This is a genomic window from Pseudomonas sp. ANT_H12B (assembly GCF_008369325.1).
Lineage (GTDB): Bacteria > Pseudomonadota > Gammaproteobacteria > Pseudomonadales > Pseudomonadaceae > Aquipseudomonas.
Map to the genome: position 1 here is coordinate 250,092 of NZ_VOBI01000002.1, position 19,027 is coordinate 269,118.

23 protein-coding genes are annotated in these 19,027 nt (G+C 60.1%); 6 read left to right on the plus strand and 17 right to left on the minus strand.

Annotation, left to right across the window (positions count from 1 at the left end):
• Positions 1–3: 3 nt before the first annotated feature.
• The 9 genes from hemW to FQ185_RS04110 all read right to left on the minus strand — a co-directional run bounded on the left by hemW (position 4) and on the right by FQ185_RS04110 (position 6,655).
• The gene (gene hemW, locus FQ185_RS04070) at positions 4–1,209 is read right to left on the minus strand and encodes a radical SAM family heme chaperone HemW (RefSeq protein ID WP_149416362.1); all 1,206 of its coding nucleotides are present in this window, start codon (positions 1,207–1,209) and stop codon (positions 4–6) included.
• Complete coding sequence (gene rdgB / locus FQ185_RS04075; protein ID WP_149416363.1) at positions 1,206–1,802, minus strand: RdgB/HAM1 family non-canonical purine NTP pyrophosphatase; 597 nt, start codon at positions 1,800–1,802, stop codon at positions 1,206–1,208. Before rdgB ends, hemW begins: the two co-directional genes overlap by 4 nt.
• Positions 1,799–2,233, minus strand: a complete 435-nt coding sequence (locus FQ185_RS04080; RefSeq protein WP_149416364.1) for a DUF4426 domain-containing protein — start codon at positions 2,231–2,233, stop codon at positions 1,799–1,801. The genes rdgB and FQ185_RS04080 overlap by 4 nt, the downstream gene beginning before the upstream one ends.
• Before the next feature lie 26 nt (positions 2,234–2,259).
• Complete coding sequence (gene metW, locus FQ185_RS04085) at positions 2,260–2,880, minus strand: methionine biosynthesis protein MetW (protein ID WP_149416365.1); 621 nt, start codon at positions 2,878–2,880, stop codon at positions 2,260–2,262.
• A 7-nt stretch (positions 2,881–2,887) separates the two neighbouring features.
• On the minus strand, positions 2,888–4,027 hold the full coding sequence (locus FQ185_RS04090) for a homoserine O-acetyltransferase (RefSeq protein ID WP_149416366.1): 1,140 nt from the start codon (positions 4,025–4,027) through the stop codon (positions 2,888–2,890).
• 181 nt (positions 4,028–4,208) lie between these two features.
• Positions 4,209–4,505 (minus strand): DUF167 domain-containing protein, encoded by a 297-nt coding sequence (locus tag FQ185_RS04095; protein ID WP_076029425.1) that lies wholly within the window; start codon positions 4,503–4,505, stop codon positions 4,209–4,211.
• Positions 4,505–5,092 carry a YggT family protein gene (locus FQ185_RS04100; protein ID WP_149416367.1) on the minus strand — a complete coding sequence of 196 codons (588 nt, stop codon included), beginning with the start codon at positions 5,090–5,092 and terminating at the stop codon, positions 4,505–4,507. Before FQ185_RS04100 ends, FQ185_RS04095 begins: the two co-directional genes overlap by 1 nt.
• A gap of 24 nt (positions 5,093–5,116) precedes the next feature.
• Positions 5,117–5,935: a pyrroline-5-carboxylate reductase gene (proC, locus tag FQ185_RS04105; protein WP_149416368.1), complete on the minus strand. Its 819-nt coding sequence runs from the start codon at positions 5,933–5,935 to the stop codon at positions 5,117–5,119.
• A 33-nt stretch (positions 5,936–5,968) separates the two neighbouring features.
• Entirely contained in the window at positions 5,969–6,655 is a 687-nt protein-coding gene (locus tag FQ185_RS04110; RefSeq protein WP_149416369.1) for a YggS family pyridoxal phosphate-dependent enzyme, read from the minus strand.
• 56 nt (positions 6,656–6,711) lie between these two features.
• On the opposite strand from FQ185_RS04110, the gene FQ185_RS04115 reads away from it, so the two are divergent.
• A complete protein-coding gene (locus tag FQ185_RS04115; protein ID WP_149416370.1) occupies positions 6,712–7,746 on the plus strand; it encodes a type IV pilus twitching motility protein PilT in 1,035 nt (344 codons plus the stop codon).
• Between the two features lie 25 nt (positions 7,747–7,771).
• Here the strand turns inward: FQ185_RS04115 and FQ185_RS04120 are convergent, their stop codons facing one another.
• Complete coding sequence (locus tag FQ185_RS04120; protein ID WP_149416371.1) at positions 7,772–8,389, minus strand: C40 family peptidase; 618 nt, start codon at positions 8,387–8,389, stop codon at positions 7,772–7,774.
• A 250-nt stretch (positions 8,390–8,639) separates the two neighbouring features.
• Here FQ185_RS04120 and FQ185_RS04125 point away from each other — a divergent pair, with 250 nt between their 5' ends.
• Positions 8,640–9,071: an NINE protein gene (locus FQ185_RS04125; RefSeq protein WP_149416372.1), complete on the plus strand. Its 432-nt coding sequence runs from the start codon at positions 8,640–8,642 to the stop codon at positions 9,069–9,071.
• A 110-nt stretch (positions 9,072–9,181) separates the two neighbouring features.
• Here the strand turns inward: FQ185_RS04125 and FQ185_RS04130 are convergent, their stop codons facing one another.
• From FQ185_RS04130 to gshB, 7 genes are all read right to left on the minus strand, one after another.
• Positions 9,182–10,453: a dihydroorotase gene (locus FQ185_RS04130; RefSeq protein WP_149416373.1), complete on the minus strand. Its 1,272-nt coding sequence runs from the start codon at positions 10,451–10,453 to the stop codon at positions 9,182–9,184.
• Positions 10,450–11,454 (minus strand): aspartate carbamoyltransferase catalytic subunit, encoded by a 1,005-nt coding sequence (locus FQ185_RS04135; RefSeq protein ID WP_149416374.1) that lies wholly within the window; start codon positions 11,452–11,454, stop codon positions 10,450–10,452. Before FQ185_RS04135 ends, FQ185_RS04130 begins: the two co-directional genes overlap by 4 nt.
• A gap of 27 nt (positions 11,455–11,481) precedes the next feature.
• Positions 11,482–11,985 (minus strand): bifunctional pyr operon transcriptional regulator/uracil phosphoribosyltransferase PyrR, encoded by a 504-nt coding sequence (pyrR, locus tag FQ185_RS04140; protein ID WP_149416375.1) that lies wholly within the window; start codon positions 11,983–11,985, stop codon positions 11,482–11,484.
• 98 nt (positions 11,986–12,083) lie between these two features.
• Entirely contained in the window at positions 12,084–12,521 is a 438-nt protein-coding gene (gene ruvX, locus FQ185_RS04145) for a Holliday junction resolvase RuvX (RefSeq protein WP_005792259.1), read from the minus strand.
• Positions 12,521–13,093, minus strand: a complete 573-nt coding sequence (locus FQ185_RS04150) for a YqgE/AlgH family protein (protein WP_149416376.1) — start codon at positions 13,091–13,093, stop codon at positions 12,521–12,523. Before FQ185_RS04150 ends, ruvX begins: the two co-directional genes overlap by 1 nt.
• A 189-nt stretch (positions 13,094–13,282) precedes the next feature.
• Positions 13,283–14,182: an energy transducer TonB gene (locus FQ185_RS04155; RefSeq protein WP_149416377.1), complete on the minus strand. Its 900-nt coding sequence runs from the start codon at positions 14,180–14,182 to the stop codon at positions 13,283–13,285.
• A 77-nt stretch (positions 14,183–14,259) separates the two neighbouring features.
• Positions 14,260–15,213 (minus strand): glutathione synthase, encoded by a 954-nt coding sequence (gshB, locus tag FQ185_RS04160; protein WP_149416378.1) that lies wholly within the window; start codon positions 15,211–15,213, stop codon positions 14,260–14,262.
• A 234-nt stretch (positions 15,214–15,447) separates the two neighbouring features.
• On the opposite strand from gshB, the gene pilG reads away from it, so the two are divergent.
• The 4 genes from pilG to FQ185_RS04180 all read left to right on the plus strand — a co-directional run bounded on the left by pilG (position 15,448) and on the right by FQ185_RS04180 (position 19,026).
• Positions 15,448–15,852, plus strand: coding sequence for a twitching motility response regulator PilG (gene pilG / locus FQ185_RS04165; protein ID WP_008152601.1), 405 nt, complete (start codon positions 15,448–15,450; stop codon positions 15,850–15,852).
• A gap of 56 nt (positions 15,853–15,908) precedes the next feature.
• Positions 15,909–16,274, plus strand: a complete 366-nt coding sequence (gene pilH, locus FQ185_RS04170) for a twitching motility response regulator PilH (RefSeq protein ID WP_008068134.1) — start codon at positions 15,909–15,911, stop codon at positions 16,272–16,274.
• Positions 16,275–16,284: 10 nt separating this feature from the next.
• Positions 16,285–16,824, plus strand: a complete 540-nt coding sequence (locus FQ185_RS04175) for a chemotaxis protein CheW (protein WP_149416379.1) — start codon at positions 16,285–16,287, stop codon at positions 16,822–16,824.
• A gap of 144 nt (positions 16,825–16,968) precedes the next feature.
• A complete protein-coding gene (locus FQ185_RS04180) occupies positions 16,969–19,026 on the plus strand; it encodes a methyl-accepting chemotaxis protein (RefSeq protein WP_149416380.1) in 2,058 nt (685 codons plus the stop codon).
• Position 19,027 lies beyond the last annotated feature (1 nt).

Below are 19,027 nucleotides of genomic sequence, written 5' to 3' on the forward strand. Positions count from 1 at the left end.
AAATCAGCTCAAAAATGTCTGCAGCAAGTCATTGAGGAAGAGTTGTCCGCGCGTCGTGGCCGCCAGACGTGACGGTTCGACCTGCAACAAGCCACTTTGTTCTGCTTCGCGGCGGCCTTCGGCGAGGCTTTCCAGGCTCAGCCCGGTGCGTTCCGGGTACAGTCGCGATTCCACGCCCTCGGTCAGGCGCAAGGCGTTCATCAGGAAATCGAACGGCAGTTCTTCATTGGTCAGGGCTTTCTCCCCAGCCTTGAAGCTTTTGGCCGGGTTGAGGTAGTCCTTCGGCAGACGGGTCTTCCAGGTACGGACGATGCGCCCGTCCGGGTGGCTGAGCTTGCCGTGAGCCCCGGCACCGATGCCGATGAAATCGCCGAAACTCCAGTAATTGAGGTTATGCCGCGCCGGACGACCGGGCAGGGCATAGGCCGAGACTTCGTATTGCGCGTAGCCGTGCTCGGCCAACAGCGCCTGACCGGCCTCCTGAATGTCCCACAGCATGTCGTCTTCCGGCAGCGTCGGCGGCTGGTTCCAGAACACCGTGTTGGGTTCGAGGGTCAGCTGATACCAGGACAAGTGGGTCGGCTTCAGGGCGATGGCCTGGCGCAGGTCACTCAGGGCGTCGTCCAAAGACTGATTGGGCAAACCGTGCATCAGGTCCAGATTGAAGTTGTCGAATCCGGCCTGACGAGCCATGCCGGCGGCACGTACCGCTTCGTCACCGTTGTGAATCCGTCCCAGCGCTTTGAGTTTTTCTTCCTGAAAGCTCTGGATGCCGATCGACAGGCGATTGATGCCCAGCGCCCGGTAGGCGACGAACTTCTCTTGTTCGAACGTCCCTGGGTTGGCCTCCAGCGTGATTTCGATGTCGCTGGCAAACGGGATGCGCTGCTCGACGCCTTTGAGCAAACGGCCCAGGGCTTCAGCGCTGAACAGGCTCGGCGTGCCGCCCCCAAAGAAGATCGAGCTCAGTTCACGACCATAGACCGCATGCAGGTCCTGATCGAGGTCGGCCAGCAGCGCGTCCACATATTCTTCTTCCGGCAGCACCGGGCTGGCGGTGTGGGAGTTGAAGTCGCAATAAGGGCATTTGCGCACACACCACGGGATGTGGATGTACAACGCCAAGGGCGGCAGCACAGGCAGGGCCGCCCGAGGCGATTGCGCGTCGCCACCGAAAATCAGTGGTGACGCGGAGGATTCATGGGTCATTTCAAGCCCAGACGCTGGCGCAGCAGATCCATTGCACGGGCGCGGTGGCTGATGAGGTTCTTGTCGCTCGGGCTCAGTTCGGCGCTGGAGCAGTCGCGTTCCGGCACCCAGAACAGCGGATCGTAGCCGAAACCGTGTTCGCCGCTGGCCGCAGGCAGAATACGGCCGTGCCACAGGCCTTCGCAGAGGATCGGCAACGGATCGTCAGCATGACGCACCAGCGCCAGCACGCAGACGAACTGCGCACCGCGTTCGGCTTGCGGCACGTCTTTCAACACGTCGAGCAGTTTGGCGTTGTTCGCCGCATCGCCCTGGCCATCGGCGTAACGCGCCGAATAGATACCCGGCGCACCGCCAAGGAAGTCCACTGCCAACCCCGAATCGTCTGCCAGTGCAGGCAGGCCGGAGATGCGCGCGGCATTGCGGGCCTTGAGAATGGCGTTCTCGACGAACGACAAGCCGGTTTCTTCAGGCTCGACACTGCTGAACTCGCCGATCGAGCGCAGTTGCACCGATTCGCCGAGCATGGCCTGGAGTTCCTTGAGTTTGCCGGCGTTGTGGCTGGCCAGTACGAGTTGCGTGAAGTTCATCATTGGCCAGGGAAAAGCTCTTGGTTGAAATTAATGGTGTTGGTTTTATCGCCGCTCTTCACGTTGATCTGGAAGGTGCGGGTTTCCTGCTGATCCACCGGGAACTGGGCGATGTAATAAATCGCGCCTTGTTCAGTGATCTGTTTGAATTTCAACGAGACGCTCTGGCTGGTGAGGTCTTTGACTGTACCGTCGACTTCAGCGGTCAGAGGCTTGCCATCCTTGAGCACGGAGACGTTGATCACACCCTGATTCTTGCTGCGCGTCAGCCCGGCCGCCTTGGCGATGTCGGGTGTCAGGAACGTGGAGTTGAAAGTGTTGTAATGCACCGTCACATCGCCAAATTTTTCCTGACGTTCACCTTTGATGACGTCGGCGGCCATGGCGGTGACGCTCAGGCAGGCAGTAAATAAAAACAGCGCTAGACGACCCATGTTCGTTCTCCTCGAAGTGTCGCTGTTCAGACCGCGACCTTGTGGTTTTGCAGCCCGGGGCTGCTGACTCGGTAAATACCGATTTCACCTAACAGATTAGGCCATAGCTTACTGGCCCACCCGTGTCTGTGCTGTTGATCCACCGCAAGCCGATCAATGACCTTGGCTTCACGTTCGCGACACAAGGCTTCAAAGTCTTCGAAGGTGCAGAAGTGGATGTTCGGTGTGTTGTACCAGGTGTACGGCAGAAAATCGGAAACCGGCATCCGGCCCTTGCTCGCCAGGTACCAGCGGCAGCGCCAGTGACCGAAGTTGGGGAAGGTGATGATGCATTGGCGACCGACGCGCAGCATTTCGTCGAGGATTCTGTCCGGGTAGTGCACGGCTTGCAGCGCCTGGGTCATGACCACGACGTCGAAGCTGTTACTGGCAAAGTTGCCCAGACCCTTGTCCAGGTCCTGCTCGATGACGTTGATGCCCTTGGCCACGCACTCGGCGATGTTGTCCGGGTCGTTTTCCAGGCCATAACCGGTGACTTGCTTGTTGTCCCGCAGCCAGGTCAGCAACTCGCCATCACCGCAACCGAGGTCGAGTACGCGGCTACCGGCGGGAATCCATTCCTGGATGATTTCCAGATCAGCTCTCATGGCTTTCTCACAACGTAATGCGGTTCATGTAATTGCTGAAGGCCTGCAAGTAGCGCGGGATCGGGATCAGGAAGGCGTCGTGGCCTTGCGGAGCGTCGATCTCCAGGTAGCAGACGTCTTTCTTGGCCGCCATCAGCGCGTCCACCAGTTCCCGCGAGCGGGCAGGGGAGAAGCGCCAGTCGGTGGTGAAGGACATCACGCAGAATTTGGCTGTGGCGCCGGCGAAGGTTTTCGCCAGGTCATCGTCGAAGTTTGCCGCCGGATCGAAGTAGTCCAGTGCTTTGGTCATCAGCAGGTAAGTGTTGGCGTCGAAACGCCCGGAGAACTCTTCGCCCTGATAACGCAGGTAGCTTTCAACCTGGAACTCGACGCTGTGGAAGTCGTAGTTGAGCTTCTCACTCTTCAGACCCCGGCCGAATTTCTCGCCCATGGAGTCGTCGGACAGGTACGTGATGTGCCCGACCATCCGCGCCAGCATCAGCCCGCGCTTGGGGATCACGCCCGCTTCCTGGAACGAACCGCCGTGGAACTCGGGGTCGGTGAGGATCGCCTGGCGCGCCACTTCGTTGAACGCAATGTTTTGCGCCGACAACTTGGGGGCCGAGGCGATGGCCAGGCAGTGGCGAATGCGATCAGGGTAGGTGATGCTCCACTGCATGGCTTGCATGCCACCGAGACTGCCGCCGATCACGGCAGCCCATTGGCTGATGCCGAGCAGGTCGGCCAGGCGTGCCTGACTGTGAACCCAGTCTTCGACGGTCAGCACCGGGAAGTCGGCGCCGAACGGCTTGCCGGTTTCCGGATTGATGCTGCTCGGGCCAGTGGAACCGTTGCAACCGCCAAGGTTGTTCAGGCTGACCACGAAGAATTTGCTGGTGTCGATCGGTTTGCCGGGGCCGATGCAGCTGTCCCACCAACCGGGTTTGCGGTCGTCGGGGCTGTGGAAGCCGGCAGCATGATGGTGACCGGACAAGGCGTGACAGATCAGCACGGCGTTGCTCGCCGTGGCGTTCAGCGTGCCGTAGGTCTCGTAAATCAGGTCATAAGCTGGGAGCGAACGGCCGCAGGCCAAAGCCAGGGGCTCGCTGAAGTGCGCCACTTGCGGCGTCACCAGACCAACAGAATCGGGGGGAAAGGCAGTTGGCATCGACCCTGCTCTCGTTGAAATGAGGCGTAAGTCTAAAGACCACTGCCCCTAGCAGCAAGCAAAGGCCGGGCCTGATTTCATTCAGTTGGACCGAGGTGTTGCAATCGCGAGCAGGCTCACTCCCACATTGGAATGCATTCCCCTGTGGGAGTGAGCCTGCTCGCGATGAACGATGACGCGGTCAGCCTGCCGGGCGCGCCAGATCCGGCAAATCCGGCAACTTCTTCGGCGAGCAAATCCGCACCCGCTTCTGCCGGTTCAACTCGCCGCTGATCAAACTCACCTGGCTCTTGGATACCCCAAACGCCTTGGCCAGAAACGCCATCAGATAGGCATTGGCCTTGCCTTCAACCGGTGGCGCGGTCAGGCGGATCTTCAGGCGATCACCGTGCAGCCCGCAGAAATCATCGCTGCGGGCCGCCGGTTGCAGGTGACATTCCAGAATCAGATCGTCACCGTCCCAGCGAAAGTAGCTCATCAGATCAGCCCGAGCAGCCCCTGAGGCATGAGGGCGAAGTACGCAAGGCGTGGAATCAGCCAGCTTTGCAGCAACTGGATCACGATAAACGCGAAGATCGGCGAGATGTCGAGGCCACCCAGGTTCGGAATGATCCGGCGGAACGGGGCGAGTACCGGTTCAGTAATCTGAGCGACCAGTTCTGCGCCCGGATTGTGGCTCCTCGGGGCGACCCAGGACAGGATCACGCTGATGATCATCGCGTAGAACAGAATGTTCAAAAACAGCGAGAAGAGTGCGATCAGTGACCAAGGCACCAGCAGCAACCAGTCGACGATGAAGCCTTTGAGCAGCAGGATGACCGCTATCAGCAGCATCTGCACGATCAGCGCCAATACCAGCGACGACATGTCGAGCCCGAACATGCTCGGGATGACCCGGCGCAGTGGCTTGAGCAGCGGTTGAGTGGCTTTCACGATGAACTGGCAGAGCGGGTTGTAAAAATTCGCCCGAACCAGTTGCAGGATGAAGCGCATCAGCACAATCAGCAGGTACAGGCTGCCTAGGGTTTTAATGATGAAAATGGCAGCGTCATTGAGTCCGAGCATCATTGATTCCTTTGTAAGAGCTGATTAACGACCCAGTTGTTCGGCCATCTCGGCCGAGCGGTGCGCAGCGGCGCCGAGTGCTTTTTCTACCAGGGCTTCGAAGCCGCCGGCCTGGAACGACTTGATGGCCGCTTCCGTAGTGCCCGCAGGCGAGGTCACACGGCGACGCAATTCAGCCGCGTCCACGTCACTGGAAACCGCCATGTGCGCGGAGCCCAAAGCGGTTTGCAGAGTCAGTTGTGCGGCGATGTCCGCTGGCAGACCGAGCTTTACGCCCGCGGCGGTCATGGCTTCGATCAGCAGGAAGAAGTACGCAGGGCCCGAGCCGGAAACGGCGGTGACCGCGTCCAGTTGTTGCTCTTCGGTCAGCCACAGGGCGATGCCGACGGCCGACAACAACTCTTCGGCCTGGTGGCGCTGTTCAGTCGAAACTTCGGCCGTGGCAAACAAGCCGCTCACGCCCTGACGCAGCAGCGCCGGGGTGTTGGGCATGCAGCGCACGATCGGCTGGGCGCCGAGCCAGTTGTTCATGCTGGCGCAGGTGATGCCGGCGGCGATCGAAACCACCAGTTGATTGGGTTTCAGGTTTGGGCGAATCGCTTCGCAGACGGCTTTCATCGCCTGGGGTTTGACCGCCAGCACGATCACGTCCGCACCTTGAATGGCGTCAGCGTTGTCGGCGAATACTTCGATGCCGTGTTCAGCGTTCACGCTGGCGCGAGTTTCAGCGCCCGGATCGCTGGCGCGGATCTGCGCGGCGTCCAGACCTTTGGCGCGCAGGCCACCGATCAGGCTGGCGGCCATGTTGCCGGCACCGATAAAGGCAATACGAGTCTTGCTCATGTCAGGTCCTTATAAAGAGAGGAGTCAGCCACGTTATGGCTGGCCATAGTCGCGAGCGCCAAACAGGGCCGTACCGATGCGGACCCAAGTGGCGCCCATGGCAATGGCCGACTCGAGGTCGTGGCTCATGCCCATGGAAAGAGTGTCGAGCGGCAGGTTCAGGCTGGCTTGCAGACTCTGCACGGCAGCAAAAGCAGCATCCTGGGCTGCGCGATCGTCAGTCGGCTCAGGAATCGCCATCAGCCCGCGCAACTTGATGCGCGGCAGTTCGCTGATGGCATTGGCCAGGGCCGGCAGGTCGACCGGGGTGCAGCCGGACTTGCTGGCTTCACCGCTGACGTTGACCTGGATGCAAATGTTCAAGGGAGGCAAATCGGCGGGACGTTGTTCGGACAGGCGTTGTGCGATTTTCAAGCGATCCACGGAATGCACCCAGGCGAAGTGCTCGGCGATAGCACGAGTCTTGTTCGATTGAATGGGGCCGATGAAATGCCAGATCAAGGGCAGGTCGGCCAATTCGATCTGTTTGCTCAACGCCTCCTGCAGATAGTTCTCGCCAAAGTCGCGAATCCCGGCGGCGTACGCTTCGCGCAGCGCCTCGGAGGGCTTGGTTTTGCTCACGGCCAGCAGCTGGACACTGTGTTCGTCGCGCTTTGCGGCGAGGGCGGCAGCGTGGATGCGTGAACTAACCTGAGCGATGTTGTCTGCTATCGTGGACATCAAGAGGCGCCAGCGGTCTGAAGGTTCGCGGCATTCTACTGGAATTGAGGAGCGCTATGGATATCACTGAACTACTGGCCTTCAGCGCTAAACAGGGCGCGTCCGACCTGCACCTGTCGGCCGGCCTGCCACCGATGATTCGGGTCGATGGCGATGTGCGGCGCATAAATCTGCCGGCCCTGGACCACAAACAGGTTCAGGCATTGATCTACGACATCATGAATGACACCCAACGGGTGGACTTCGAGAAGCACCTGGAAACCGACTTTTCCTTTGACGTGCCCGGTGTGGCGCGTTTTCGGGTCAATGTGTTCAACCAGAATCGTGGTGCCGGCGCGGTGTTCCGTACCATTCCGTCCAAGGTCCTGAGCATGGATGAGTTGGGCATGGGGGATGTGTTTCGCAAGATTACCGAATCGCCTCGTGGGCTGGTTCTGGTGACTGGGCCGACCGGTTCCGGCAAATCCACCACCCTGGCGGCGATGATTGATTACCTGAACAACCATCGCCATCACCATATTCTCACCATCGAAGACCCGATCGAGTTCGTCCACGAATCGCGCAAATGCCTGATCAACCAGCGCGAAGTCCATCGCGATACCCGCAGCTTTGCCACTGCCCTGCGCTCGGCGCTGCGTGAAGACCCGGACGTGATTCTGGTGGGGGAGATGCGCGACCTGGAAACCATTCGCCTTGCGCTGACCGCCGCCGAAACCGGTCACCTGGTGTTTGGCACGCTGCACACCACCTCGGCAGCGAAAACCATCGACCGAGTAGTGGACGTGTTTCCGGGGGATGAGAAGTCGATGGTGCGCTCGATGCTTTCCGAATCGCTGCTGGCGGTGGTTTCCCAGGCACTGGTCAAGAAGATTGGTGGCGGGCGCATTGCGGCCCACGAAATCATGCTTGGCACCTCTGCGATCCGTAACCTGATCCGCGAAGACAAGGTGGCGCAGATGTACTCGTCGATTCAGACGGGAGGGTCTCTGGGGATGCAGACGCTGGATGTGTGCTTGAAGGATCTGGTGAACAAGGGCTTGATCAGCCGGGATCACGCGCGAGAGAAGGCGCGGTCGCCGGATAATTTTTGAGGGGGAACGATCAGGTCACTTCAAATCAGCGTTGAACGACCTGAAGGGTGTTCTTCTCTTTCGGCAGAACCCGCTTGGCAACCACATAGTGGCTTTCCCAATACGGCTTCTTCAGGGTGTCGATGGTCACCGACTTGCCACGACGCGGTGCGTGGATGAAGCGGTCGTTGCCCAGGTAAATGGCAACGTGATTGACCCGACGACTTTTGATGTTGAAGAAAATCAGGTCGCCGGGCTTCAGATCCTTGCGATCAACTTTCTCGCCATGACCCCTGGCCATCGCACTCGAGGTGCGTGGCAGGTCGAACGTGGCGTCGTTAAACGCGTATTTCACCAGACCGCTGCAATCGAAGCCTTTACTTGGGCTGCTGCCGCCCCAACGGTAAGGAGTACCGAGGACGTTCACGGCGCGGCTCAGCACGTTGCTGCTTTCCTTGGTCGCCATTGGCGGAACCAGGCTGCTTTTGCTGCTCAACTGGGGAGCGCGTTTTACGGCGTGTTTGTTTTTGCTCGACGGAGCAGAAACATGAGATTTCGGGGTGTAACCATTAACGTTTGGAAGACGTTGCTCACGATTGGTGGCGTGGGCGGCCAGTGGCATCAAAAGGCAAATGGTTAGCCATGTCTTGAAAAATGGACGCATTAGGCAAGGCTCATATAAGTTAGCGCGCAACTTTATAACAGCTTTTTTGCCCCTTCCGAGGCCGTTGGTCGATTCAACCTTGGGGTCAACGGAACCAAATAAGCAGAAAATAGACGCGATTGTCGGACACAACGCTTGTGGTACAAGGCTTTGACGGGACACAAGGTAGCATTTGCCATACGTCGGCCACTTGTAAAAAAGTCACAAAGATTTAAAGAATATTTATCTATCGTGTGAATCGAGGTCCTTCATGAACACCTATCAACAGTCCGATCCGCAGCAAGATACCCACAGCAAAGTAATTGGTTACCTGCTGTGGATTCTCGGTTTTACCGGGGCTCATCGCTTCTATTACGGCAAGCCGGTGACCGGGACAATCTGGTTCTTCACCTTTGGTTTGTTGGGTATCGGCTGGCTGATCGACGTGTTTCTAATCCCGGCCATGGATCGTGAGGCAGACTTGCGTTTTACCGCCGGGCCTATCGAGTACAACGTTGCCTGGATTCTGTTGACGTTTCTTGGGGTACTCGGCGTACACCGTATGTATCAGGGGAAGTGGATCAGCGGGTTGCTGTACCTGGTGACGGGCGGGGTGTTCTTTCTGGGGGTTTTGTATGACTTCTGGACGCTGAATGACCAGGTGTCGATTCGCAATGCGCAGAACCGAGGTGCCTTCCGGTAAGTCATCGCGGGCAAGCCCGCTCCCACAGTGATCCCGGTCGTACACAAACGCTGTGTTCGCTGAAGGTCAATGTGGGAGCGAGTCTGCTCGCGAAGGCAGGCAACGCGGTCTTACGCCTGGTGGCTGATGCGTCCATCCACCAAGGTGTACCGCACCACGCCGGGCAGGCTGTGGCCAATGAACGGGCAGTTTTCACCTTTGGACAGCCATGTTTCACCGGCCACCGTCGAAGCCGCCGGGTCGAACAGCACAATGTCCGCTGCACCACCTACCGCCAGTTTGCCCGCCGGCAGGCGCAATGCCTCGGCAGGTCCGGTACTCAAACGCGCCAGTAGCGTTGGCAGGTCCAGCAAACCGTCTTCCACCAGCGTCATCGCCAGCGGCAGCAGCAGTTCAACGCTGCTGATGCCCGGTTCGGTGGCCCCGAACGGCGCCAGTTTGGCATCCCGCTCGTGGGGTTGGTGATGGCTGGAAATGGCCGACACCACACCCGATTTCACCGCTTCACGCAAACCATCGCGGTCGGCGCGGGTGCGCAGCGGCGGCTGGACGTGATAGAGGCTGCTGAAGTCGATCAGCGCTTCGTCGGTCAGGATCAGCTGATACAAGGCCACATCGGCCGTCACCGGCAGGCCGCGAGCCTGGGCCTGAGCAATCAGGGCCACGCCGCGAGCGCTGGTGAGCTGGCTGAAGTGAGCGCGCACGCCGCTTTGCTCGACCAACAGCAGATCCCGGGCGAGGGCCACGGTCTCGGCCGTTTCCGGAATGCCCGGCAAGCCGAGGAAACTGGCAGTCGGGCCTTCGTGGGCCAGGCCACCTTCGGCCAGATCATGGTCTTGCGAGTTGAAAATCACCGTCAGGTCGAAGGTCGCGGCGTATTCCAGCGCGCGACACAGCGTGCGGGTGTTGCGGAAGCTCTCCAGACCGTTGCCGAAGGCCACGCAACCGGCGTCGCGCAAAGCGACCAGCTCGGCCAGTTGTTCGCCGTCCAGGCCTTTGCTCAGGGCACCGATCGGGAACACCTTGGTGTTGCCGGCTTCACGCGCGCGGTCGAGGATCAGTTCGGCCACGGCCGAGGTGTCCAGCACCGGTTTGGTTTTTGGCGGGCAGCACAGGCTGGTGACACCACCGGCTGCGGCGGCACGGGTTTCGCTGATGATCGAACCTTTGCGGCTATAGCCCGGCTCGCGCAGGGCGACGTTCAGGTCAACCAGGCCAGGCGCGGCCACCAGGCCTTTGGCGTCGATGGTGTCGACGGCGACAAAACCGGCTGGCGGGTTGCCAAGGGCGACGATCTTGCAGGCTTCAACGTGGATGTCGGTGACTTTATCCAGACCGCTTGTAGGGTCGATAACGCGTGCGCCGAGAATGCTGAGCTTCACTGGGCGTTCTCCTGCTCGAATTGGCGCTGGGCAGTCTGCCCGCTCATGGCCATGGACAACACAGCCATACGAATCGCGATGCCGTAGGTGACCTGATTGAGGATCACCGAGTGCGGGCCGTCGGCCACCGCCGACTCAATTTCCACCCCTCGGTTGATCGGCCCTGGGTGCATGACGATGCAATCCGGTTTAGCCCCGGCCAGGCGCGCGGTAGTCAGTCCGAACAAACGGTAGAACTCGCCTTCGCTCGGCAGCAGGCCGCCAGTCATGCGTTCACGCTGCAGGCGCAGCATGATCACCACGTCGACGTCTTTCAGGCCTTCGGTCATGTCGGTGTAAACCTTCACACCGTACTGCTCGACGCCGATTGGCAGCAGGGTTTTCGGCGCGATCACGCGGATGTTCGGGCAGCCGAGGGTTTTCAGCGCCAGCATGTTCGAGCGTGCCACCCGCGAGTGCAGGATGTCGCCGACGATGGCCACCGAGAGGTTTTCGAAACCGCCTTTATGTCGGCGGATGGTGAGCATGTCGAGCATGCCCTGGGTCGGGTGGGCGTGACGGCCGTCGCCGCCGTTGATGATCGCCACTTGCGGGCAAACATGCTCGGCGATGAAGTGCGCCGCGCCGGAATCACCGTGGCGCACGACGAACATGTCGGCGGCCATGGCTTCCAGGTTGCGCAAGGTGTCGAGCAGGGTTTCGCCCTTGCTCGCCGACGACGTGGACACGTTCAGGGTGATCACGTCCGCCGACAGCCGCTGGGCCGCCAGTTCGAAGGTGGTGCGGGTGCGCGTGGAGTTCTCGAAGAACACGTTGCACACGGTCTTGCCGCGCAGCAACGGGACTTTCTTCACCGCCCGGGCGCCAACTTCAAGGAACGAGTCGGCGGTGTCGAGGATTTCCGTCAGCAGCTCGCGGCGCAAACCGTCGAGCGAGAGGAAGTGACGCAGCTGGCCCTGATCATTGAGCTGCAGCGGGCGCTTGGTTTCTAGAGGCGTCATCGCGAGGGGGACTCTCAATAGGGCGAATTAAAGGGCGAGGTCTTGCAGTTCGAGCTTGAGTTCCGGGCCAGACAGTTTCACCCGCTCGTGGGCCGCCAGCGCCAGGGTCGCACCGACTACGTTCGGGCGGATCGGCAGCTCACCGGCGTCCAGGTCCAGCAGGCAGACCAGCGACACGCTGGCCGGGCGGCCGTAGTCGAAGAGTTCGTTCAGGGCTGCGCGGATGGTCCGGCCGCTCATCAGCACGTCGTCGATCAGCACCAGGTGCTGGCCTTCGATTTCGAATGGCAGCGCCGATGGGCGCACTTGTGGGTGCAGGCCGTTCTGACTGAAGTCGTCGCGGTAGAAGGAGACGTCCAGGGTGCCAAGCGGCGAATCGCTGCCCAGTTCTTCGAGCAACGCCTGGGCGACCCAGATGCCGCCGGTGCGAATGCCGATGTAACGCGGTTCGCTGATGCCACGGTGTTCCAGGTGTGCCTTGAGACGGATCGCCATCTGGCTGATCAGTTCGGCGGGATTGGGCAGGCTCATGGTTGCTCCTTCTTGGGCCCGAGCCGGTGCGTGCGGGGTTTGGCTCGGGTTGTAGCTATAGAGAGTCGCTAGCAGCGGCTCTTCAGAATTAAATGCAGTCAGGATTCGAACAGTGCGGTGTTTTCGTCGAGCCAGCCTTGCAGCAGCAGGGCGGCGGCGATGGCATCGACCGGGTTGTCGCGGTAACTGCCTTTTTGCCCGCCACGGTCACGTCGCTCACCTTTGGCTTCGAAGGTGGTCAGGCGTTCGTCGTGGGTATAGAAGGGCAGGTTGTAGCGGCCGTTCAGGCGGCGGGCGAATTTCTCGGCGCGCAGGCACATGTCGCTCGGCGTGCCGTCCATGTTCAGTGGCAGGCCGACCACTACGGCGTCGGGCTTCCACTCCTTGATCAAGGCTTCGACCTGATTCCAGTCGGGGATGCCGTTTTGTGCCTTCAAGGTGCACAGCTCGCGGGCCTGGCCGGTAATCACCTGGCCGACCGCAACGCCGATCTGTTTGGTGCCGTAGTCGAAACCCAGAATAAGGCGCAGGGCCATCAGGCGTGCCCCGCCTGGCTGGTGAGCAGGCTGAGGTTGACGCCCAGGTGCTTGGCGGCCGCTTCCAGACGCAGTTCGCTGCTGGTGTTGAACAGGATGTCGGCATCGAACGGGCAGGTCAGCCAGGCGTTCTGCGCCAGTTCGGCCTCAAGCTGCCCGGCTTCCCAGCCAGCGTAACCGAGGGCGATCACGCTTTTTGCCGGGCCGACGCCGTCGGCGATGGCGAACAGCACGTCCTGGGAGGTCGACAAGGACAGCTCACCTTCCAGATCAACGGTTGCCTGAAATGTTTTCCCCGAAGGGTGCAGGACAAAGCCGCGATCGGTCTGAACCGGCCCGCCGATGAAGATCGGCACATGCTGGCAGAGTACCGAGGGGGCGATATCGGGGCGCAATTGCTCGAGGATATCGGCCAGGTTCAAGTCTTGCGGACGGTTGACCACCAGCCCCATGGCACCATTGGCCGTGTGCTCGACGATGTAGGTCAAGGTGTGCGCAAAGTTCGGGTCGGCCATGTGAGGCATGGCGATCAGGAAGTGATGCTTAAGGTAGCTTGGGCTGACGTTCTTCATGAGCGCTAGTGTGGCGTTGGAGGGGCGAACTGACAAGCTGGGGATGCGTTGCAAATGCCTCAAATCTCCGCAAACAACCTGTTCCCTGTGGGAGCGGGCTTGCCCGCGATGACGGCGGTAAATTCGAAATTCATGTGTCGGACTTGTTGCTATCGCGGGCAAGCCCGCTCCCACAAGGTTTTGTGGCGGTCAATTACTGAACAACCGGTCCCCACGCGCAAACTTCCAGGTGCGGATGATTTCCAGACGATCGATGTCTGACAAATCCCCGGTAAACGGCGAAAACGGCGCCGCCAGCCGCACAATCCGTTGGGCCGCCTGATCCAGCAGCGGTTGCCCGGAGGATTCGAGCACCAGCACTTCATACAGCGAGCCGTCACGGTTGATCGAAACCATCAGGCGCAAATTGCCGTAGATCTGCTTGCGCCGCGCTTCGTCGGGGTAATTGAGGTTGCCGATACGCTCGACCTTCTTGCGCCATTCGTCTTTATACCAGGCGCCTTTGTCACGCATGGTCGACGCGGCGCTCAGGCGGTGGATACGCGGGCGCTTGGCGTACAGCTGTTGTTCATTGGCCAGTTCGGCTTCCAGGCTGGCGATGTCGCTGGACAGCTGTTCACTGTCAAACGTCGGCGCCGTCACTGCTGGTTTGGTGACGGGTTTGGGCTCTTCGGTTTTGGTCGCGGCTTTTTTCGGCTTCGGCGCGACAGTCGTCACGGCAGCCTTGGGTGCGGCTTCCTGAACTTCAGGCTTGGCCGCTGGCGGTGGCGTGACTTTCTGCACCTTGTTGTCCTGGAAAGGCGCGACCTCGGTGGTCTTGGGAGTCGCCTTTTTATCCAGCGTGCCGCTGCCTTGCTGATTCTCTTGCGCGAGGAAATCGGCTTTTTCAGGCTTTTTTTCGCTCTTGAACGTAGCGAGGGTGATTTCCAGGGTTTTGCTGATTTGCTTGGGTTCGACCACGGCGAACCCCACGCCCAGCAGCAAGGCCAGGTGAATCAGTGCCGCGAGAAACAGGGTAAAACCGAGGCGATCGGCCGGGCGCACACCACGGTGGGCGAGATCAGCGGGCAGATCGGACGGGAGCGTCATGACAAAAAAACCAACATCGCGTTTTTCACAGGCCGCGGATGATAACGCAATGTTGGTCGTTTCTTGGCTGTTCTATATCAACGGGCCTTGAGCTTCTGATCGATGGCATCCATCAGCATCCCGCCGATGTCGGTGCCGAACGCATTATCAATCTCGCGAATGCAGGTCGGGCTGGTGACGTTGATTTCCGTCAGGTGCTCGCCGATCACGTCGAGGCCGACGAACAGCAGACCTTTCTCACGCAGGGTCGGGCCGACTTGGGCGGCGATCCAGCGATCTTTCTCGGTCAGCGGACGCGCTTCGCCACGGCCACCGGCGGCGAGGTTGCCACGGGTTTCGCCAGCAGCTGGAATCCGCGCCAGGCAGTAATCCACCGGTTCGCCGTCGATCATCAGAATGCGCTTGTCACCGTCAACGATTGCCGGGAGGTAACCCTGGATCATGATCTGCTGTTTGCCATGCAGGGTCAGGGTTTCGAGGATCACCGAAAGGTTCGGGTGGCCGGCGGTGTGACGGAAGATCGACGAACCGCCCATGCCGTCCAGCGGCTTGAGAATCACATCGCCATGATGGTCGGCGAATTCGCGCAGTACGTCCGGGCGACGGCTGACGATGGTTGGCGGCGTGCACTGCGGGAACAGCGTGGCGAACAGTTTTTCGTTGCAGTCACGCAGGCTTTGCGGCTTGTTGACCACCAGCACGCCAGCGCGCTCGGCCTGCTCCAGCAGGTAAGTGGAGTAGACGAATTCCATGTCGAACGGCGGATCCTTGCGCATCAGGATCACGTCCAGATCGCTCAGCAGCGCGTCGGTCTCGGCTTCGAGCTCGAACCATTTTTCCGGGTTGGCGAAGACTTTCAGCGGACGCATCCGCGCACGCGCTTCACCTTCGGCCTGGTACAAATCGCTCTGTTCCATATAGAACAGTTCCCAGCCGCGCTTCTGTGCGGCCAGCAGCATGGCCAGCGAGCTATCCTTTTTATAGGAAATGCTGGCAATAGGATCCATGACAATCCCGACGCGAACGCTCATGGGTTTTTCCTCGAATTTGGGTGGTCCGACTGGACACGAAAAAGTGGCGTCAGATTGGCGCTCAGTGTGTTCCCGGTCAAGGAAAAACCACCGCGCCGGTCCCCCGATAGATTGCATTTGGAGACTGTGCTAAAAAGGCTGCCACATCGTTCCGGCCCTTAAACATCAAGGGTTTCGAGCCTCCGGTTATCGGAAATGGACAATTTGATTCGCAAAGGCGACGGCAGAGCATTTATGGAACAGCATTCCAGCGCCCTGAAGGTCATGGTAATCGACGATTCGAAAACGATTCGCCGCACCGCCGAAACGCTACTGAAGAATGTGGGATGTGAGGTCATTACGGCCATCGATGGTTTCGATGCCCTGGCCAAGATTGCCGACAATCACCCCGGCATCATCTTTGTCGACATCATGATGCCGCGTCTGGATGGCTATCAGACCTGCGCTTTAATCAAGAACAACAGTGCGTTCAAGTCCACGCCAGTGATTATGCTGTCGTCCAAGGACGGGCTGTTCGACAAGGCCAAAGGGCGCATCGTTGGCTCCGACCAGTTTTTGACCAAGCCTTTCAGCAAGGAAGAGCTGCTGAACGCGATCCAGGCCCATGTACCGGGCTTCGCCGCCGTTTTGCCGCAGTAGGACACGCACAGGACGCTCGGCCAGCGGGCCCGGTGTCGACAAGAATGGGGAAGACCATGGCACGTATTCTGATCGTCGATGATTCGCCGACTGAAATGTACAAACTGACCGGCATGCTGGAAAAGCACGGTCATGAAGTGTTGAAAGCCGAAAACGGCGCCGACGGCGTGGCCCTGGCCCGTCAGGAAAAACCCGACGCGGTGTTGATGGACATCGTCATGCCCGGCCTCAACGGTTTCCAGGCGACCCGCCAGCTGACTAAAGACCCGGAAACCGGGCACATCCCGGTGATCATCATCACCACCAAGGATCAGGAGACCGACAAGGTCTGGGGCACGCGCCAGGGCGCCAAGGACTACCTGACCAAACCAGTCGATGAAGAAACGCTGATCAAAACCCTGAACAACGTGCTGGCCGGTTGATCGTCCGGCCATGACCGAGTCACTGACGGCTTTCGAACTGCTGCTGCAGATCGACCGGCGCTGCCGCCTGCTGGCGGCGGACTTGCCGTCACAGCCGACCCGCCAGGACAGCTGGAGCGGCATCGGTTTTCGCTTGGGCGAACATTGGTACGTCGCGCCCATGGGTGAAGTCAGCGAAGTGTTGCATGAGCTGCGGCTCACGCAATTGCCGGGGGTCAAACCCTGGGTCAAGGGCGTGGCCAACTTGCGCGGGCGATTGTTGCCGGTCATGGATTTGTGCGGCTTCTTCGGTCATGAACTGTCGGCCTTGCGCAAACAGCGGCGGGTGTTGGTGGTAGAGCATAGCGATGTGTTCACCGGGCTGATGGTCGATGAAGTTTTCGGGTTGCAGCACTTTGCCCAGGACAGTCTTGAGCCGGTGCCATCGAGCGAGCTGAACGGCGCCATCGGCGCCTTCGTCAAAGGCCGGTTTCAGCGTGAGCAGATTTGGCAGGTGTTCAGCCCGTTTGCGTTGGTGCAGTCACAAAGCTTTATGCATGTAGCGGTGTAAACGCGGATCCCTGTGGGCGCCGGGCTTGCCCGCGATGCAGGCGACGCGGCCTGACGTCGAACCGAGTTGATGCCATCGCAGGCAAGCCAGCTCCCACAAGGTTCTCGGCAAGGTTCACAGGTGTTGGTAAACAGGCGAGGACCGATGATAAAAGCAAAAACAGGCAAGCCAGAAGGGTCGCGCAGCCGCTCGCAGATCATCGCGCTGTTCATCGCGCTGATCATCTTCATCATGCTGCTGTTCGCCAACTTCGCTTACCTCAACACCCAAGCCACATACGATAAACAGTACATCAGCCACGCCGGTGAGCTGCGCGTCTTGTCCCAGCGCATCGCCAAGTACGCCACCGAAGCCGCTGCCGGCAAAGCGGCGGCGTTCAAATTGCTCAGTGATGCGCGCAATGATTTTGCCCAACGCTGGAGCTATCTGAAGAAGGGCGACCCGTCCACCGGCCTGCCGCCGGCGCCGTCCACCGTGCGCCCGGAAATGCGCGCCGTGCAGCTCGACTGGGAGCGTCTGCTGAAAAACACCGATGCCATTCTCTCCAGCGAACAGACCGTGCTGTCGCTGCATCAGGTCGCCGCCACACTGGCCGAAACCGTGCCGCAGTTGCAGGTCGAGTACGAAAAAGTCATCGAAACCCTTCTTCAACGCGGTGCCCCGGCCGCCCAGGTCGCGATGGCCCAGCGTCAATCGCTGTTGGCCGAGCGCATTTTGGGCGCGGTGAACACCGTGTTGTCCGGTGATGAAAATTCGCAGCAGGCCGCCGACGCCTTCGGTCGAGATGCCGCACGTTTCGGTCAGGTGCTCAACGGCATGCTCCAGGGCAATCCGTCGCTGAAGGTCAGCCAGGTCGAAGATCGCGATGCGCGCGCACGGTTGATCGAAATTTCCGAGCTGTTCGAGTTCGTTTCGGGCTCGGTGGATGAAATCCTCGAAACCTCGCCGGAGCTGTTCAAGGTCCGCGAATCGGCGACCAACATATTCACCCTGTCGCAAACCCTGCTCGACGAAGCCTCGCATCTGGCTGGCGGTTTCGAAAACCTCGCCGGCGGGCGAAACACCGACGAAATCGGTGGCTACGTGCTGGGCCTGGCGGCGTTGATGTCGATCATCCTCATTGGGTTGGTGATGGTGCGCGAAACCAATCGTCAGCTGCGCGAGACCGCCGAGAAGAACGAGCGCAATCAGAACGCGATCATGCGGCTGCTGGACGAGATCGAAGACCTGGCCGACGGCGACCTGACCGTGACGGCGTCGGTGACCGAAGACTTCACCGGGACCATCGCCGACTCGATCAACTATTCCGTGGACCAGCTGCGCGACCTGGTGGCAACCATCAACCTCACCGCCGGCCAGGTCGCTGCGGCGGTGCAGGAAACTCAAGCTACCGCCATGCACCTGGCGCAGGCCTCGGAACATCAGGCTCAACAGATTTCCGAGGCCTCCACGGCGATCAACGAGATGGCTCAGTCCATCGATCAGGTGTCGGCCAACGCGGCGGAATCGTCGGCGGTGGCCGAGCGTTCGGTGGAAATCGCCAACAAGGGCAACGAGGTGGTGCACAACACCATCCACGGTATGGACAACATTCGTGAGCAGATTCAGGACACCGCCAAACGCATCAAGCGTCTCGGCGAGTCTTCTCAGGAAATCGGCGACATTGTCAGCCTGATTGATGACATCGCCGATCAAACCAATATCCTCGCACTCAACGCCGCCATCCAGGCGTCCATGGCCGGTGACGCCGGGCGCGGGTTTGCGGTGGTCGCCGATGAAGTGCAACGGCTGGCCGAACGCTCATCCGCGGCGACCCGGCAAATCGAAACCCTGGTGCGGGCGATCCAGACCGACACCAACGAAGCGGTCATTTCCATGGAACAGACCACCACCGAAGTGGTGCGCGGCGCCCGTCTGGCGCAGGATGCCGGAGTGGCCCTGGAAGAAATCGAGGGCGTATCGAAGACCCTCGCGGCGCTGATCCAGAGTATTTCCAATGCAGCGCAGCAACAGACGTCTTCGGCCGGGCAGATTTCCCTGACGATGAACGTGATCCAACAGATCACCACGCAGACCTCGTCCGGCTCCACCGCCACTGCCGAGAGCATCGGTAACCTGGCTAAAATGGCCAGTCAGTTGCGGCGTTCGGTGTCCGGCTTCACCTTGCCGGCCGCGAAGGCGCAGGCTGTGGACAAAGCTTGAA

Coding starts and splice junctions, on each gene's coding strand:
- hemW (WP_149416362.1), bottom strand. CDS start 1,209: ATGACCCATGAATCCTCCGCGTCACCACTGATTTTCGGTGGCGACGCG.
- rdgB (WP_149416363.1), bottom strand. CDS start 1,802: ATGATGAACTTCACGCAACTCGTACTGGCCAGCCACAACGCCGGCAAA.
- FQ185_RS04080 (WP_149416364.1), bottom strand. CDS start 2,233: ATGGGTCGTCTAGCGCTGTTTTTATTTACTGCCTGCCTGAGCGTCACC.
- metW (WP_149416365.1), bottom strand. CDS start 2,880: ATGAGAGCTGATCTGGAAATCATCCAGGAATGGATTCCCGCCGGTAGC.
- FQ185_RS04090 (WP_149416366.1), bottom strand. CDS start 4,027: ATGCCAACTGCCTTTCCCCCCGATTCTGTTGGTCTGGTGACGCCGCAA.
- FQ185_RS04095 (WP_076029425.1), bottom strand. CDS start 4,505: ATGAGCTACTTTCGCTGGGACGGTGACGATCTGATTCTGGAATGTCAC.
- FQ185_RS04100 (WP_149416367.1), bottom strand. CDS start 5,092: ATGCTCGGACTCAATGACGCTGCCATTTTCATCATTAAAACCCTAGGC.
- proC (WP_149416368.1), bottom strand. CDS start 5,935: ATGAGCAAGACTCGTATTGCCTTTATCGGTGCCGGCAACATGGCCGCC.
- FQ185_RS04110 (WP_149416369.1), bottom strand. CDS start 6,655: ATGTCCACGATAGCAGACAACATCGCTCAGGTTAGTTCACGCATCCAC.
- FQ185_RS04115 (WP_149416370.1), top strand. CDS start 6,712: ATGGATATCACTGAACTACTGGCCTTCAGCGCTAAACAGGGCGCGTCC.
- FQ185_RS04120 (WP_149416371.1), bottom strand. CDS start 8,389: ATGCGTCCATTTTTCAAGACATGGCTAACCATTTGCCTTTTGATGCCA.
- FQ185_RS04125 (WP_149416372.1), top strand. CDS start 8,640: ATGAACACCTATCAACAGTCCGATCCGCAGCAAGATACCCACAGCAAA.
- FQ185_RS04135 (WP_149416374.1), bottom strand. CDS start 11,454: ATGACGCCTCTAGAAACCAAGCGCCCGCTGCAGCTCAATGATCAGGGC.
- pyrR (WP_149416375.1), bottom strand. CDS start 11,985: ATGAGCCTGCCCAATCCCGCCGAACTGATCAGCCAGATGGCGATCCGT.
- ruvX (WP_005792259.1), bottom strand. CDS start 12,521: ATGGCCCTGCGCCTTATTCTGGGTTTCGACTACGGCACCAAACAGATC.
- FQ185_RS04150 (WP_149416376.1), bottom strand. CDS start 13,093: ATGAAGAACGTCAGCCCAAGCTACCTTAAGCATCACTTCCTGATCGCC.
- FQ185_RS04155 (WP_149416377.1), bottom strand. CDS start 14,182: ATGACGCTCCCGTCCGATCTGCCCGCTGATCTCGCCCACCGTGGTGTG.
- gshB (WP_149416378.1), bottom strand. CDS start 15,213: ATGAGCGTTCGCGTCGGGATTGTCATGGATCCTATTGCCAGCATTTCC.
- pilG (WP_008152601.1), top strand. CDS start 15,448: ATGGAACAGCATTCCAGCGCCCTGAAGGTCATGGTAATCGACGATTCG.
- pilH (WP_008068134.1), top strand. CDS start 15,909: ATGGCACGTATTCTGATCGTCGATGATTCGCCGACTGAAATGTACAAA.
- FQ185_RS04175 (WP_149416379.1), top strand. CDS start 16,285: ATGACCGAGTCACTGACGGCTTTCGAACTGCTGCTGCAGATCGACCGG.
- FQ185_RS04180 (WP_149416380.1), top strand. CDS start 16,969: ATGATAAAAGCAAAAACAGGCAAGCCAGAAGGGTCGCGCAGCCGCTCG.